The organism is Croceicoccus sp. (assembly GCF_983967925.1).
This window is the reverse complement of the sequence record NZ_CFETID010000010.1, coordinates 75,072-89,378: the sequence shown is the minus strand read 5'-3', so window position 1 is coordinate 89,378 and position 14,307 is coordinate 75,072. Positions and strand designations below refer to the sequence as shown.

Below are 14,307 nucleotides of genomic sequence, written 5' to 3'. Positions count from 1 at the left end.
GTCCTACACACCCTGTCCGCCCCTGTTTTTCCCGGAATTCCGCGGCCTGAGGGGCCAAAGGTGACACCGGTGGGTGCGGGGAAAATCTCGACAATCTGAAAGAGCCTTTGCGAAATGCGTCCCTAGCGCCGGATCGCCGTGTAGGACAGCGCGAGCTGACTCGACATCGCAAATAACTCTGCTTGACAGAGCTCTCTGTTCGTATACTCTATGAGGCAGAGTAGATGGAGATGACGCCATGATTTCGCAGCAAGAGGCCAGTTCCGTCCTGCGGGACGTCGAGGCAACCGAGACCCGCACCGTCCGGTCGGGGCTATATGCCGCCGCCAGCCCGCATCTGGTCCTGTGGGGCGCCGTGTGGGCCTGCGGCTATGCGGCGTGCCAGTTCACCGGGCCTGAGCGCTGGGCGCCGATCTGGGGCGCGCTGACGGTGGTCGGCATAGCGCTGGCATTCTGGCTGAGCTGGCGGCAGTCGAGCCGTTCTGCCAGCCGCGATCATTCGGCGGGCACGATCGCGGTGATGACGCTGACGGTCGGCCTGTTCATCATCGCCACGCTGGTGTTGTTCGCGCCGGTCGAACCCATGGCGGCGCTGGCGTTTCCCTCGCTGGTGATGGGGCTGGTCTATGTGATCATGGGCTATAATCTGATGCCGCGGCTGGCGATCGTGGGCGCGGGGATCGCTGCGGTGGTGATGGCGGGATTCCTGCTGGCGCCGGAATGGACCGCGCTGTTCGCGGCACTGGCCGGGGGCGGCGGGCTGATGCTGGGCGGGTTGTGGCTGAGGGACGCGTGATGGAAGGGTTCGACGACATCATCCACCAGCCGCTGCGCCTGCGGATCATGGCGGCGCTGCATGCCGCGCGAAAGTTCGAACCGCTGGAATTCGCGCGGCTGAAGAAGCTGACGGGCGCGACCGACGGCAATCTCGGCAGCCATCTGAACGCGCTGGAAGCGGCAGGCTATGCGGCGATCACCAAGGATTTCGTCGGCAAACGCCCCCGCACCCGCGCCGCCATCACCACGGCAGGCGAGCGCGCCTTTCGCGGCCACACCGATTGCCTGCGCGACCTGATCAACGAGGCGCGGGATTGAGGGCTGGTGTGGGTGATGGGATGATGTCTGCTGTTTGGGCCGTCGCTAGAGGGACCGGGCGGCGGGAATGGGGTGGGAAGCGGACGATAGTCATCCAACTTTCCAACGATAGATAAGGTAGCCGTTCACCATCGCGATAGCACTCACAACTGCGAGAGAAGCAATGACTAAAAATCGCTTTTGCTTTCGCTGAACACTCGTTGTCGATCGGAACTCCATGGCCGCAAAAAGCAGCGAACCGAAAAAAATTAGGGCGCCTACCGCCATATGCCACTTAGCGACCAAAATAACCATCGCGTCGGGCCAGAGCTGAAAAATCCAATCGTAGACTGCGGTCATGGGAGCCTTATTGTTAAGAGGCAGGCAGTCACAAAGACAAAAACGACGAACGTCCGCAATCGGTCGTTAGCGGACATTCTGCTTTTCTTTATAACCCGTACGAATCCGACGACCTTACCTACAGGCTGAACCGGTACCCATAGCCCACGCCCAGCGAAAACTGCACACGCTGGCCTCGTTCTTCGACGAGGGGGGAGTTGGCGGGTTCGCTGCCGAGGTGGTCGACGCTGCCGAAGGCGCTGAGCGCGCTGCGGCGCGAGAGCGGGTGGATCAGGCTGGCGCCGAGGCCATAGGACAATATGCCGCCATCGGCGTCATAGGGCGCTAGGCCGGTGCGCGCCGATTGCCCCTGGTCGATGCCGAAATAGGTGTCCATGAAATCGCCGCTCACGATGTTCAGCCTTGGGCCAAGGCCGATCATGGTGCGGCCCGTGCGCAGCCGGTAGTCGAGCGAGGTATAGGCCACCACGCCGTCGTGCCCGCCAAAGCCCTTGAGCACTTCGGCGCGGGCTTCCCACTGGCCGCGCGCGCCGAACCGCTTTTGCACGAAGCCGCCGATTTCGGCCGAGGGATCGATGTCGCCCATGCCCAGCAGATCATCGCTGCCGCCCGCGATCAGGAAGGGCGATCCGCCATCGCTCTCGTCACGGCCAAAGCGGATCTTGGCGAGCGGGCCGACGGTCCAGCCGTTCGACTTGATCGCATTCCAGCCCAGGCCTTCGGGGATGGAGGCGAAAATCTCGTCCCCGTATTGCACGCGGATATCGGGCAACAATGACAGCGAGATGTCGTCCGAACCCAGCCATGCGGGCGTCACCAGCGCCGCACCGCGCAAGGTGATGGCCCATTCGTCGGGTGCCTCCGCCGGGCGGCCGCGCACTTCGGGGGCGAGCGTTTCCTGTGCGGCGGCGGGGGTGGTCAGCGCCGCAAGCAGCGGCAGGGCAGCGAGCGCCCATCGGGTCAGATCATGCATCGGGCAAGCCTATCAGATTGCTTGCCGTTTCCAAGCCGGTCAGCGAGTCTTGGGTTTCTCCAGCACCTTGTCTTTGTAGCCGCACAGGTCGACCACAGGGCAGCGCCAGCATTCGGGCGTGCGCGCCTTGCAGAGATAGCGGCCGTGCAGGATCAGCCAGTGATGCGCGCCCATGCGGAAGGGTTCGGGGACCTTTTTCTCCAGCTGCGCCTCGACCTTGTCGGGCGTCTTGCCTTTGGCCACGCCGGTGCGGTTGCAGACGCGGAAGACATGGGTGTCGACCGCGAAGGTCGGCTGTCCGAACGCGCAGTTCAGCACGACATTGGCGGTCTTGCGCCCGACGCCGGGCAGCTTGACCAGAGAATCGCGGTCGTCCGGCACGGTGCCGCCGAAGGTGTCGATCAGCATCTGCGACAGGGCGATCACGTTCTTGGCCTTGGAATTGAACAGGCCAATGGTCTTGATGTGCTCCTTCAGCCCGTCCTCGCCCAGCTCGAGCATTTGCTGCGGGGTCTTTACCTCGGCGAACAGTTTCTTCGTCGCCTTGTTGACGCCGACATCGGTGGCCTGCGCCGACAAGGCGACCGCGACGACGAGCTGGTAGTCGTTGCCGAATTCCAGCTCGGTCTGCGGGTCGGGATTATCCTCGGCCAGCAGGCGGAAGAATTCGAAGATCTCCGCCTTGTTCTTCGGCGCGTGGCCTCTTTTTTCCGCCATCAGAGGCCCAGCACGTCGTTCATGGTGTAGCGGCCTGCGGGCTTGCCGATCAGCCATTTGGCACCCTTGACCGCGCCGCGTGCGAAGATCGCGCGATTCTCGGCGCTGTGGGATATGGTGATGCGCTCCTGCTCTCCGGCCAGGATGACGCTGTGTTCGCCCGCGACCGTACCGCCGCGCAGGGCCGCGAAGCCGATGGCGCCGGTGGCCCGCGCGCCGGTGTGGCCGTCGCGGCCGCTTTCGGTGTTGGCGGCAAGATCGATGCCGCGTCCTTTGGCGGCAGCCTCGCCCAGCAGGATCGCGGTGCCCGAGGGGGCGTCGACCTTCATGCGGTGATGCATCTCGACAATCTCGATGTCCCAGTCGTCGCCCAGCCGCGCGGCGGCCTGTTCGACCAATGCGGCCAGCATGGTGACGCCCAGCGATGTATTGCCGGTCTGCAGCACGGGGATGGTCCGCGCCGCCGCGTCGATGGCGGCATGGTTCTCCGCGCTCAGCCCGGTGGTGCCGATCAGCAGCGGGATGCCCGCCTTTACGCAGGCGTCCAGCGTATCCGCCAGCGCGCCCGGCGTGGAGAAATCGACCAGCGCATCGGCCTTGCCCGCCAGCGCGCCGACGTCGTCGCCCCGGTCCGCGCCGCCTGCCTGTGTCTCGCCCGCCTCGTCTATGGCGGCGGCCAAAGCCTGCCCCATGCGCCCTGCCGAGCCGACGATACCGATAGCTGCCATTGCATTCTCCTTGGTCGGCGTGCTTCATGGCGGTCATGGAGCGAGTTCGCAATATCGTGATCCTGACCGGCGCGGGTGTTTCCGCCGAAAGCGGGATCGACACGTTTCGTTCGGAAGGCGGGCTGTGGGAACAGCACCGGGTGGAGGATGTCGCCACGCCCGAGGGCTTTGCCCGCGACCCCGAGCTGGTGCTGCGGTTCTATGACATGCGGCGCGAGGCGATCCAGCAGAAGCAGCCCAACCCGGCGCATGACGCGCTGGCGCGGCTGGACGCGGCTTGGGACGGCGAATTGCTGATCGTGACGCAGAACGTCGACGATCTGCACGAGCGGGCGGGTGCAGCCAATGTGCTGCACATGCATGGCGAGCATCTGAACGCATGGTGCACCGCCTGCGATGTGCGTTCGCCGTGGACCGGTCCGCTGATCACCCGCCCGCCCTGCCCCGAATGCGGCGAGAGCGCGCTGCGCCCCGATGTCGTGTGGTTCGGCGAGATGCCCTATCAGATGGACCGCATCTATCAGGCGCTGGCGGATTGCGACCTGTTCGTGTCGATCGGCACGTCGGGCGCGGTCTATCCCGCCGGGGGCTTCGTGCGCGAGGCAAAGGCGAACGGGGCGCGCACGCTGGAGTTGAACCTCGAACCAAGCAAGGGATCGCGCTTTTTCGACGAGACGCGGCTGGGCCCGGCAAGCGAGCTGGTCCCGGTGTGGGTCGACGAAGTGCTGGGTAACTAGGCGGGTGGAGCCTTCCCGGCATAACGGATCATGCCTGTGCGGCGCGGTTCGCTTTACCGTGAAGGGCGATCTGCCCGCGCCCGACATCTGCCATTGCCGCGCGTGCCGCAAGCAATCGGGCCATAGCTTCGCCTCTGCCGATATTGCCGAGGCGGATCTGTCAATTTCGGGCATGGAATCGCTGGGTTGGTACCAGTCGTCGGCCAAGGTGCGGCGCGGGTTCTGCACGCGCTGCGGATCGACCTTGTTCTGGGATCCGCTGGAACGGGACTGGACCGCCGTCGCCGTGGGCGCCTTCGACGGGCCGACAGGCGCGCGGGCGCACGCCCATATCTTCACCGCCGAAAAGAGCGATTACTACGATATCGCGGACGATCTGCCGCAAAATCTGTGAAGAAGCATCCGTGAAGCGGGAGGGCGCGGCCGGCCTTCCCGCTAATCACGCGCCTCAGCTCAGGACCCCGGCCGCCGCCAGCACCGCCAGCGTCAGCACGTCGGGCGCGATCGCGGTCATCGGGGCGATCTGCACCGGCTTTTCCATGCCGATCATCATCGGGCCGATGGTGGACGCGCCCGCCAGTTCGCGCAGCAGCTTGGCCGACAGGTTCGCCGATTGCAGCCCCGGCATCACCAGCACGTTGGCAGGCGCGGACAGGCGGCTGAACGGATAGAGCTTCATCACCGTCGGATTGAGCGCCGCGTCTGGGGCCATTTCGCCTTCATATTCGAAGTCCACGCCTTCCTCGTCGAGGATGTGGACCGCGTCGCGGATGTTTTCCAGCCATTTGCCCGACGGATTGCCGAAGGTCGAATAGGACAGGAACGCCACGCGCGGATCGTGGCCCAGACGGCGCGCGACCTTGGCGGTCTGACGCGCGATATGCGCCAGCATGGCCGCATCGGGCCGTTCGTTGATCGTGGTGTCGGCAAGGAACACGGTATAGTTCTTGCCGATCATCAGATGGATGCCGAAGGGCACCTCGCCCTCCTTGGGGTCGAGCACGGTAGCCACTTCCTTGGCGGTCTGCGCGAAGGGGCGGGTCAGGCCGGTGATCATCGCATCGCCCGCGTCGATCGCCAGCAGCGCCGAGCCGAAGATGTTGCGATCCTGATTGACCATGCGGCGCACGTCACGCTCGGTATAGCCGCGGCGTTGCAGCCGATTGTAGAGATGCTCGACCATGGCGGGCACGTGGTCGCTGTCGGCGGAATTCTGGATCTCGAAACTGTCGGGATCGTCGACGCCCAGCTGGATCAGCTTGTCGCGCACCGCTTGCGTGCGGCCCACCAGGATCGGGTGGCCATAGCCGAAATCGCGGAACTGGATCGCGGCGCGGATGACAACGTCCTCCTCCGCCTCGGCAAAGACGACGCGCTTGGGGTTCTTCTTCGCATCCTCGTACACCTTGGTCAGGACCGAGGTGGTGGGGTTGAGCCGGGCCTTGAGCGAGAGCTTGTAAGCCTCGAAATCCTCGATGGTGCCCTGCGCCACGCCGGTGTCCATCGCGGCCTTGGCGACCGCGGCGGAGACGCGCTCCATCAGGCGCGGGTCGAACGGGGCGGGGATGATATATTCGCGCCCGAACTGGTGGTCGACGCCGTAGGCCGCCGCGACCTCGTCGGGCACGCGTTCGCGGGCGAGTTCGGCGATGGCCTCGGCGGCGGCGATCTTCATCTCCTCGTTGATGGCGGTGGCGCGCACGTCGAGCGCGCCGCGGAAGATGAAGGGGAAGCCCAGCACGTTGTTGACCTGGTTCGGATAGTCCGAGCGGCCCGTCGCGATGATCGCGCGCGGCTTCACCTTCTTGGCTTCCTCGGGCAGGATTTCCGGGATCGGGTTGGCCATGGCAAAGATGATCGGCTGGTCGTTCATGCCTTCCAGCCATTCGGGCCTCAGCGCGCCCGCCGCCGACAGGCCGAGGAACACGTCCGCACCGACCAGCGCTTCTTCCAGGCTGCGGGCCTTGGTTTCGACCGCATGCGCGCTCTTCCACTGGTCCACGTCGTCGCGGCCCGGATAGATCGGGCCGGAACGGTCGCACATGATGACGTTGTCATGTTTCACGCCCATCGCCTTGATCAGCGCGGTGCAGGCAATGGCCGACGCGCCCGCGCCGTTCACCACCATCTTGATGTCTTCCAGCTTGCGTCCGGTGATGTGGCACGCGTTGATCAGGCCGGCGGCGGCGATGATCGCGGTGCCGTGCTGGTCGTCGTGCATGACCGGGATCTTCATGCGTTCGCGCAGCGCCTGCTCGATGATGAAGCATTCGGGCGCCTTGATGTCCTCGAGGTTGATGCCGCCAAAGGTCGGCTCCATCAGCGCGACCGCGTTGATGAACGCCTCGGGATCCTCGGTCGCCAGCTCGATGTCGATGGAATCGACGTCGGCGAAGCGCTTGAACAGCACCGACTTGCCTTCCATCACCGGCTTGGACGCCAGCGCGCCGAGGTTGCCCATGCCCAGGATCGCGGTGCCGTTGGAAATCACCGCGACAAGGTTGGAACGCGCGGTGTAGCGCGCCGCCATCGACGGATCGTCCGCGATCGCCTGCACCGGGGCGGCAACGCCGGGGGAATAGGCCAGCGAAAGGTCGCGCTGGGTCGCCATCGGCTTGGAGGCGATGATCTCGATCTTACCGGGACGGATCGTCTCGTGATAGAACAGCGCCTCGCGCTCGGTAAAGGAAACGTCGGGCTTGTTGGTACCGTCACTGGTCAAGGTCGGTTGCTCCTCTTGCCCCTCTCCAAGGGCTGCGCGCGATGTGATGCTGGCGCGCCTATAGCCCATTCGCCGCCAAGCGACAGGGGTTTGCATTGCGATTTTCGCCGCTGCCCTTGCGGTAATAGTCGGACAAATCCCGGTCAAGCATGACCCACGCCAAAATGTCGGGGGCCAGAATGTCGGGGGTCAGCATGTCCGGGGATAGCGCCGCGGCGAGGTTTGGCCGAATCGAGCCTGCGTCGCTAACGCTCTCGCCCATGGCAGGCGGAACGGTCACCCCGATGATGGCGCAATATCTGGCGCTGAAGGAGAAGGCGGGCGATTGCCTGCTGTTCTACCGCATGGGCGATTTCTTCGAGCTATTCTTCGAGGATGCGAAGCGGGCCGCGCAGGTGCTGGACATCGCGCTGACATCACGCGGGGAACATGATGGAGCGCCGATCCCGATGTGCGGCGTGCCGGTGCATTCGGCAGAGAGTTACCTTGCGCGCCTGATCCGCGCAGGGCTTCGGGTCGCGATTGCCGAGCAGACCGAGACGCCCGCCGAGGCCAAGGAACGTGCGCGGGCCGAAGGGCGGGCGTCCAAGGCGCTGGTGGCGCGCGACATCGTGCGTTTCGTGACCGCGGGCACGCTGACCGAGGATAATCTGCTGGAAGCGCGGCGGGCCAATGTGCTGGCGGCGATCGCGCCGGTGCGCGGGACGATCGGCATCGCGGCGGTCGATATCTCGACCGGCGAGATGGCGCTGGAAAGCGTGGCGCCCGAGGCTTTAGGCGCGGCGCTGGCGCGCATTGGCGCGGCAGAGATTGTCGCGCCGGAGGATGCCGATCCGCTTCCCGAAGACGCAATCCTGCGCCCTGCCCGCGAATTCGCAAGCGACAAGGGCGAGGCGCGGCTGAAGGAATTGCACGGGGTCGCGACGCTCGACGGGTTCGGCGCGTTCGACCGCGCCGCGCTGGCGGCTGCCGGGGGCCTGATCGCCTATCTCGACCATGTCGGGCGCGGGACATTGCCGCTGCTGCTGCCGCCGCGGGCGCGGTCGGCGGACGGGCATCTGGCGATGGACGAGGCGACGCGGGGATCGCTGGAAATCCTGGTATCCGCAGGCGGGACGCGCAAGGGCAGCCTGATCGATGGCCTCGACCGCTGCCTGACCGGCGCGGGGGCGCGGCTGCTTGCCGAGGATCTGTCGGCGCCGCTCTGCGATGTCGAGGCGATCCGCGCGCGGCTGGCGGCGGTGGGCTGGCTGCACGATGACCCGCTGCTGCGCGAGGCGGTGCGCGATGAACTCCGCGCCCTGCCCGATATCGGGCGCGCACTGGGACGGATCGTGGCGGGGCGTGGCTCTCCGCGCGATCTGGGGCAGCTGCGCGACGGGCTGAACGTGGCGCTTGGCCTGCAGGACCGGCTGGCGCGGCGGGGCGAGATGCCGCCGCTGGTGCAGGCGCTGCTGCCGCGCCTGCAGGGGCACGGCGCGCTGATCGAGCTGTTCAGCCGCGCGCTGGTCGAAACGCCGCCGACCGAGCGGGCGCAGGGCGGCTTCATCGCGGCAGGCTATGACGCCGGGCTGGACGAGCTGCGCGACATTGCGAAGAACGGACGCCGCGCGATCGCGGCGCTGGAGGCGAAATATCGCGAGCAGACCGGCATCGCGACGCTGAAGATCAAGCATAACGGCGTGCTGGGCTATTTCATCGAGGTGCCTGCCCGCCATGCGGATGCGCTGATGGCGGCGGAGAGCGGGTTCACCCACCGCCAGACGATGAAGGACGCGGTGCGCTTCAACGCGCTGGCGCTGCACGAGGAAGCGAGCCGCATCGCCGAGGCGGGCGGTCGCGCTCTGGTGGCCGAGGACGCGCATTTCGAGGAACTGGTGGCGACGGCAGTCGAGGCTCGCGAGGCGATTGCCGCCACCGCTCAGGCATTGGCGCGGATCGACGTGTGTGCCGGCTGGGCCGAGCGCGCGGGCGAACATGCGGGCTGGGTCATGCCCGAGGTGGAGGACAGCCAGACGCTGGACATCCGGGCGGGCCGCCATCCGGTTGTCGAGGACGCGCTGTCCCGCGCGGGCGAGCGGTTCGTCGCCAATGATTGCGAATTGTCGGAAAGGTCGCGGCTGTGGCTGATCGGCGGGCCGAACATGGGCGGCAAGTCGACCTTTCTGCGGCAGAACGCGCTGATCGTGCTGATGGCGCAAGCGGGCGGCTTCGTGCCGGCGGAGGCGGCGCGGATCGGGTTGGTCGACCGGCTGTTCAGCCGCGTGGGCGCGTCGGACAATCTGGCGCGCGGGCGCTCGACCTTCATGGTCGAGATGGTAGAGACCGCCGCAATCCTGTCGCAGGCCACCGACCGCAGTTTCGTGATCCTGGACGAGGTCGGGCGGGGAACGAGCACCTATGACGGGTTGGCGCTGGCATGGGCGGTGGCGGAAAGCGTGCACACGACGCTGAAATCGCGCTGCCTGTTCGCGACGCATTACCACGAGCTCTCGCGCCTTGCCGAGAGCTGCGAGGCCTTGTCGCTGCACCATGTGCGGGCGCGCGAGTGGAAGGGCGATCTGGTGCTGCTGCACGAGCTGGCCGAGGGGCCTGCGGACCGATCCTATGGCCTGTCGGTGGCGCGGCTGGCAGGTCTGCCCGCGCCGGTGATCGCGCGGGCCAAGGCGGTGCTGCAAAAGCTGGAGAAGGGCCGCGCTGAAACCGGCGGGCTGGCGGCGGGGCTGGGCGAATTGCCCTTGTTCGCGGCGGCGGCGGAAGCGGCGGAGGAACAATGCGACACGCTGCGCGAGGCGCTGCGCGATCTGGATGTCGACGCGCTGTCCCCGCGCGAGGCGCTGGACATGCTCTACAGGTTGAAGGCCGAGGCGGGGGACTGACGGGTTCGGAACCCGATCCTTCGTGCGGCGGTTAAGCCTGTATGGCCGAGGACGATCCCTATAACGGCAAGGCCGAAAGCGAAGACAGCGACGATCTTGCCCATGACCGCACCGATATGGCCGAGGACCGCACCGTCATGGCGGTCGAGCGCACGTTCGCGGGCTGGATCCGCACCGCGTTCGGCGCCATCGCGATCGGGCTGGGTTTCAAGGCGCTGTTCGGCGCGGTGGAGCCGTGGTGGGTGGCGCGCGCCATCGCCTCGATCTTCATCGTGCTGGCGGTGGCGCTGGCATTCGTGGCGGCGCATCGCGCGCGCAAAGCGCTGGAGAGGATGAGCGGCCATGCCGTCGATCGCCCCGGCGCGCCGCACCTTCGCTATATCGCGTGGTCGGTCTGCGCCGGGGCGTTGACGTTGATCGGGGCGATCTGGTTCCTGCTGGAAGATTTGCCCGGCGGCTGATCAGCTCTCGGAATTGCCCGGCTCGTCCTTCATGACATTGCGCTTGCCGTATTTCTGTTCGTTGTCGTCCATGTTCGGCTCGCCGCGATAGGCGGACATGTCGATGCCGCCGCGGTCCATCTGCTTGATGTGATCGACAAGGTCTTCCTTGCCGTCGCCGTCGCTGGTGATCGAACCGATGGCCTTTTCGCTATCCTCATCGAGGCCAAAGCTCGACGGGCTGCGGCCCTTTGCCTGTGCGGCGACGGTCTGCGCCTGTGCGTCCTTGTCGACCTGTTCGTCGTTCACCGTTTCGGGCGGAAGGTCGTTGCGGGGATCGGCCATGATAATTGTCCTGTTGCTAGGGGGCTTTGCAGGACAAACGGATGGCGGGGGGCGCTTGTTCCGGGTTCACCGGTTTCCGGCGGGCACCCACATCACGTCGTCGCTGCCGCCGTCATTGGCAAGCCGGGCCAGCACGAACAGCAGGTCGGACAGCCGGTTGATATAGGCGCTGGCGGCGGGATTGACCGGTACTTCTGCGGCCATGGCGACCACGCTGCGTTCGGCGCGGCGCGCGCTGGCGCGGGCGACGTGCAGGCGCGCGGCGGCTTCGCTGCCGCCGGGGAGGATGAAGCTGGTCAGCGGTTCGAGGTTGCCCGTCGCATCGTCGATGGCGCTTTCCAGCCATGCGGTCTGCGATTCCACCATGCGCAGCACCATTTCGGACGGGGCGAAATCCTCGCCCTCTCCCAATGGCGTGGCAAGGTCGGCGCCAAGGTCGAACAGATCGTTCTGAACGCGGCGCAGCGTATCGGCGATGGGATCCCCGGGCAGCGCGACCGCGGCAAGGCCGATGGCGCTATTGGCCTCGTCCACCGCGCCGATGGCTTCCATGCGGGCGTGATGCTTGGGCAGGCGCGATCCGTCGACAAGGCCGGTGGTGCCGTCGTCGCCCGTGCGCGTGTATATCCTGTTCAGCCGGACCATGCGGGATGCGCGCCGCTCAGCGCGCGATCAGCAGCAGCAGCGCGACCACGGCAATGGCGGCGGCCTGGTACTTGATGCGTGCGAACATCGCCTTGTTCTGGCGTTCCTGCATCATTTTCACCCGCTCTTCCCCGCCTTCGAGGTCGAGCCGCGTCGTTTGCAGAAACGCGACGATACCGCGCACCAGCGAGACGACGACCATGACGGCCAGAATGGCAATGACGATGGCGAGGAATGTATTCATGGCTGCCCAGATAGGGACGATGAGGCGATAGTGCCAGTCCCCCCATAGCCCCCTGCCCCTAAGGTCAGGTCGCCCGGAAACACGCCCGCGCGCAACTGCCGCGCCAGCGCCGCGCCGTCCTCACCCGCCAGCCTGCGCTGCGCCAGCGACGGCGATCCGCGCCGCTTCGCCAGCTTGTGCCCATTTGGTTCCAGCAGCAGCCCATGGTGGTGCCACACCGGCACCGGCAGGCCCAGCAGCGCCTGCAGCAGGCGGTGGACATGGGTGGAGGCGAACAGGTCCATGCCCCGCGTGACCACTGTGATGCCGTCCGCCGCATCGTCCAGCGTGACGGCAAGGTGATAGCTGCCCGGCGCATCCTTGCGGCCCAGCACGACATCGCCGAAGATTTCGGGCGCGGCGCGGACCATGCCTGCGATCTCGTCCTGCCATGTCAGCGGTCCGGAACGGCGCAGTGCCTCTGCCATGTCGAGCCGCCATGCGACGGGGCGGTCGGTGGCGATATGCTGTCCGCGGCAGGTGCCGGGATAGACCGGCCCATCCGGACCCATCTGCGTCGCTGCTGCGGCGATTTCGGCGCGGGTGCAGCGGCATGGATAGACGAGGCCCTCGTGCTTCAGCCTTTCCAGCGCCCCGGCATGGGCGGCGATGCGCGAGGACTGGCGGATCGCCTCGCCGTCCCAGTCGAGTCCGAGCCACCGCAGATCCTCCAGCGCGGCCTCTGCGAATTCGCCGCGGCTGCGCGCGCCGTCGATATCCTCGATCCGCAGCAGGAAGCGGCCTTCACTCTCGCGCGCCCGGTCGTGCGCGACGATGGCCGCATAGGCATGGCCAAGGTGCAGCGGGCCGTTGGGGCTGGGCGCGAAGCGGGTGACGATCATCGCGCATGTCTCTGCCGCGCGCGCCTCCTGTGTACAAGCCTGCGGACAGATCGTGGGCAAAATGCGGACAACAGGGGCACAAACACGGCACATCATGTGCACGGACTGTGGAAAGCGGCCCTCGCGCCATCTTGACCCGCAAGGCCGGTCAGGGCAGCAATTGCATTGTCATGCGTCATCATGCGGTCATCCAACCCTGCCAGTCAGCGCCCCGTACCGGCGCTATTGGCAATGTGATGTTCCGGGCAGCCGTGTGGCTGCATACCGCCGTGGCGCACCGTGGGAGGGCTGTCCAAAGGCCTTCCGCTCAAAGGGAGGCGCGGCAAAGGATATGTTTCGGGCTGAGTTGATCGAACAGAAGGCCAGGCTCGCCAGCGCGGACGATGATCCCGTCCGCAAGCTTGCGAGTTGCCCTGCCCTTGTCCTCAACGCCGACTACACGCCGCTTTCCTATTATCCGTTAAGCCTGTGGCCGTGGCAGACCGCGATCAAGGCGGTGTTCCTCGACCGGGTGGCCATCGTCGCCAGCTATGACCGCGAGGTGCATTCCCCCTCACTCGACATGAAGATCCCCAGCGTGATCGCGTTGAAGGAATTCGTGAAGCCGTCGCAGTTCCCGGCCTTCACCCGGTTCAACCTGTTCCTGCGCGACCGGTTCTGCTGCCAATATTGCGGCAGCCCCAAGCAGCTGACCTTCGACCACGTGCTGCCGCGCCGTCTGGGCGGCAAGACCAGCTGGGAGAACATCGTCACCGCCTGCGCGCCGTGCAACATGAAGAAGGGCGGGCGCACGCCGAAGCAGGCGCATATGCACCTGCATGTCGACCCGATCCGCCCGACCAGCTGGCAGCTGCAGGAAAAGGGGCGCGGCTTTCCGCCCAACTATCTGCACGAGACGTGGCGCGACTGGCTGTACTGGGATATCGAGCTGGAGGAATAGCGGCGATCCTGCCGCAAGACGCGAAAACCGCCCCGGACCCCATGATTTCCTTCACCAATCTTCTTGCGCCTACCTATGTGCCTTTGCTGACCAATCTGTCGGCATGGCTCGACAAGGCGAAGGCCGAATTGCCTGCCGATGAAGCGGAGATACTGCTGTCGGCGCGGCTGGCGGACGACATGTTCCCGCTGGCGACGCAGCTGCGCTTTGCCTGCGTGCAGGTGCTCGAGGCGCTGCACAGGCTGCAGGACAAGCCGTTTCCCGAGCGCGTCGCCGCCATCGTCGAACAGGGGCGCGCGGCGGGCGACAATCCCGGCACCATCGCCGATGCGCAGGTGCTGATCGCCGCCACGATTGCCGAGGTGGAGGCGCTGGGGGCGGACACGCTGGACGCCGATCCCGATGGCGCGCTGGCGCATGCATTGCCCAATGGCATGGTGCTGGACCTGACCGCGCAGCAATATGCGCGCGACTGGGCGCTGCCGCAGTTTTATTTCCACCTGATGGCCGCCTATGCGATCCTGCGGCACAAGGGCGTGGCGCTGGGCAAGGCGGATTACTGCGCGAACATGCTGCCCTTCGTGCGGCAGGACGAGCCCGCAGATTGATCGCCCACGCCAAA

Annotated in this window: 17 protein-coding genes; 8 read left to right on the top strand and 9 right to left on the bottom strand. The window is 66.2% G+C overall.

What is annotated here, in order from left to right; all coding sequences use genetic code 11:
- Positions 1-238: 238 nt before the first annotated feature.
- Entirely contained in the window at positions 239-796 is a 558-nt protein-coding gene (locus AC4FIJ_RS07825; RefSeq protein WP_490336148.1) for a hypothetical protein, read from the top strand.
- The gene (locus tag AC4FIJ_RS07820) at positions 796-1,095 is read left to right on the top strand and encodes a transcriptional regulator (RefSeq protein ID WP_490336147.1); all 300 of its coding nucleotides are present in this window, start codon (positions 796-798) and stop codon (positions 1,093-1,095) included. Before AC4FIJ_RS07825 ends, AC4FIJ_RS07820 begins: the two co-directional genes overlap by 1 nt.
- A gap of 90 nt (positions 1,096-1,185) precedes the next feature.
- Here AC4FIJ_RS07820 and AC4FIJ_RS07815 read toward each other — a convergent pair whose 3' ends face one another.
- The 4 genes from AC4FIJ_RS07815 to dapB all read right to left on the bottom strand — a co-directional run bounded on the left by AC4FIJ_RS07815 (position 1,186) and on the right by dapB (position 3,852).
- Complete coding sequence (locus AC4FIJ_RS07815; RefSeq protein WP_490336146.1) at positions 1,186-1,434, bottom strand: hypothetical protein; 249 nt, start codon at positions 1,432-1,434, stop codon at positions 1,186-1,188.
- Between the two features lie 118 nt (positions 1,435-1,552).
- Complete coding sequence (locus tag AC4FIJ_RS07810) at positions 1,553-2,407, bottom strand: MipA/OmpV family protein (protein WP_490336145.1); 855 nt, start codon at positions 2,405-2,407, stop codon at positions 1,553-1,555.
- Between the two features lie 39 nt (positions 2,408-2,446).
- Positions 2,447-3,124, bottom strand: a complete 678-nt coding sequence (nth, locus tag AC4FIJ_RS07805; RefSeq protein ID WP_490336144.1) for an endonuclease III — start codon at positions 3,122-3,124, stop codon at positions 2,447-2,449.
- Positions 3,124-3,852: a 4-hydroxy-tetrahydrodipicolinate reductase gene (gene dapB, locus AC4FIJ_RS07800; RefSeq protein ID WP_490336143.1), complete on the bottom strand. Its 729-nt coding sequence runs from the start codon at positions 3,850-3,852 to the stop codon at positions 3,124-3,126. Before dapB ends, nth begins: the two co-directional genes overlap by 1 nt.
- Before the next feature lie 35 nt (positions 3,853-3,887).
- On the opposite strand from dapB, the gene AC4FIJ_RS07795 reads away from it, so the two are divergent.
- Together AC4FIJ_RS07795 and AC4FIJ_RS07790 are read left to right on the top strand one after the other, a co-directional pair.
- Positions 3,888-4,589: an NAD-dependent deacylase gene (locus tag AC4FIJ_RS07795; protein ID WP_490336166.1), complete on the top strand. Its 702-nt coding sequence runs from the start codon at positions 3,888-3,890 to the stop codon at positions 4,587-4,589.
- A 4-nt stretch (positions 4,590-4,593) separates the two neighbouring features.
- Positions 4,594-4,983 (top strand): GFA family protein, encoded by a 390-nt coding sequence (locus AC4FIJ_RS07790; protein ID WP_490336142.1) that lies wholly within the window; start codon positions 4,594-4,596, stop codon positions 4,981-4,983.
- Between the two features lie 54 nt (positions 4,984-5,037).
- Here the strand turns inward: AC4FIJ_RS07790 and AC4FIJ_RS07785 are convergent, their stop codons facing one another.
- A complete protein-coding gene (locus tag AC4FIJ_RS07785; protein ID WP_490336141.1) occupies positions 5,038-7,311 on the bottom strand; it encodes an NADP-dependent malic enzyme in 2,274 nt (757 codons plus the stop codon).
- A gap of 260 nt (positions 7,312-7,571) precedes the next feature.
- Here AC4FIJ_RS07785 and mutS point away from each other — a divergent pair, with 260 nt between their 5' ends.
- Both mutS and AC4FIJ_RS07775 read left to right on the top strand, forming a co-directional pair.
- Positions 7,572-10,190: a DNA mismatch repair protein MutS gene (mutS, locus tag AC4FIJ_RS07780; protein ID WP_490336140.1), complete on the top strand. Its 2,619-nt coding sequence runs from the start codon at positions 7,572-7,574 to the stop codon at positions 10,188-10,190.
- Between the two features lie 41 nt (positions 10,191-10,231).
- Positions 10,232-10,651, top strand: a complete 420-nt coding sequence (locus AC4FIJ_RS07775; RefSeq protein ID WP_490336139.1) for a YidH family protein — start codon at positions 10,232-10,234, stop codon at positions 10,649-10,651.
- On the opposite strand, the gene AC4FIJ_RS07770 is transcribed toward AC4FIJ_RS07775, so the two are convergent.
- The 4 genes from AC4FIJ_RS07770 to gluQRS all read right to left on the bottom strand — a co-directional run bounded on the left by AC4FIJ_RS07770 (position 10,652) and on the right by gluQRS (position 12,745).
- Positions 10,652-10,975 (bottom strand): hypothetical protein, encoded by a 324-nt coding sequence (locus AC4FIJ_RS07770; protein WP_490336138.1) that lies wholly within the window; start codon positions 10,973-10,975, stop codon positions 10,652-10,654. It lies immediately after the preceding gene.
- 66 nt (positions 10,976-11,041) lie between these two features.
- Positions 11,042-11,620: a cob(I)yrinic acid a,c-diamide adenosyltransferase gene (locus AC4FIJ_RS07765; RefSeq protein WP_490336137.1), complete on the bottom strand. Its 579-nt coding sequence runs from the start codon at positions 11,618-11,620 to the stop codon at positions 11,042-11,044.
- 16 nt (positions 11,621-11,636) lie between these two features.
- Positions 11,637-11,864, bottom strand: a complete 228-nt coding sequence (locus tag AC4FIJ_RS07760) for a hypothetical protein (RefSeq protein ID WP_490336136.1) — start codon at positions 11,862-11,864, stop codon at positions 11,637-11,639.
- On the bottom strand, positions 11,861-12,745 hold the full coding sequence (gene gluQRS / locus AC4FIJ_RS07755) for a tRNA glutamyl-Q(34) synthetase GluQRS (RefSeq protein WP_490336135.1): 885 nt from the start codon (positions 12,743-12,745) through the stop codon (positions 11,861-11,863). The genes AC4FIJ_RS07760 and gluQRS overlap by 4 nt, the downstream gene beginning before the upstream one ends.
- 331 nt (positions 12,746-13,076) lie before the next feature.
- On the opposite strand from gluQRS, the gene AC4FIJ_RS07750 reads away from it, so the two are divergent.
- Positions 13,077-13,685: an HNH endonuclease gene (locus tag AC4FIJ_RS07750; protein ID WP_490336134.1), complete on the top strand. Its 609-nt coding sequence runs from the start codon at positions 13,077-13,079 to the stop codon at positions 13,683-13,685.
- 44 nt (positions 13,686-13,729) lie between these two features.
- Positions 13,730-14,293: a DUF1993 domain-containing protein gene (locus AC4FIJ_RS07745; RefSeq protein WP_490336165.1), complete on the top strand. Its 564-nt coding sequence runs from the start codon at positions 13,730-13,732 to the stop codon at positions 14,291-14,293.
- Positions 14,294-14,307 lie beyond the last annotated feature (14 nt).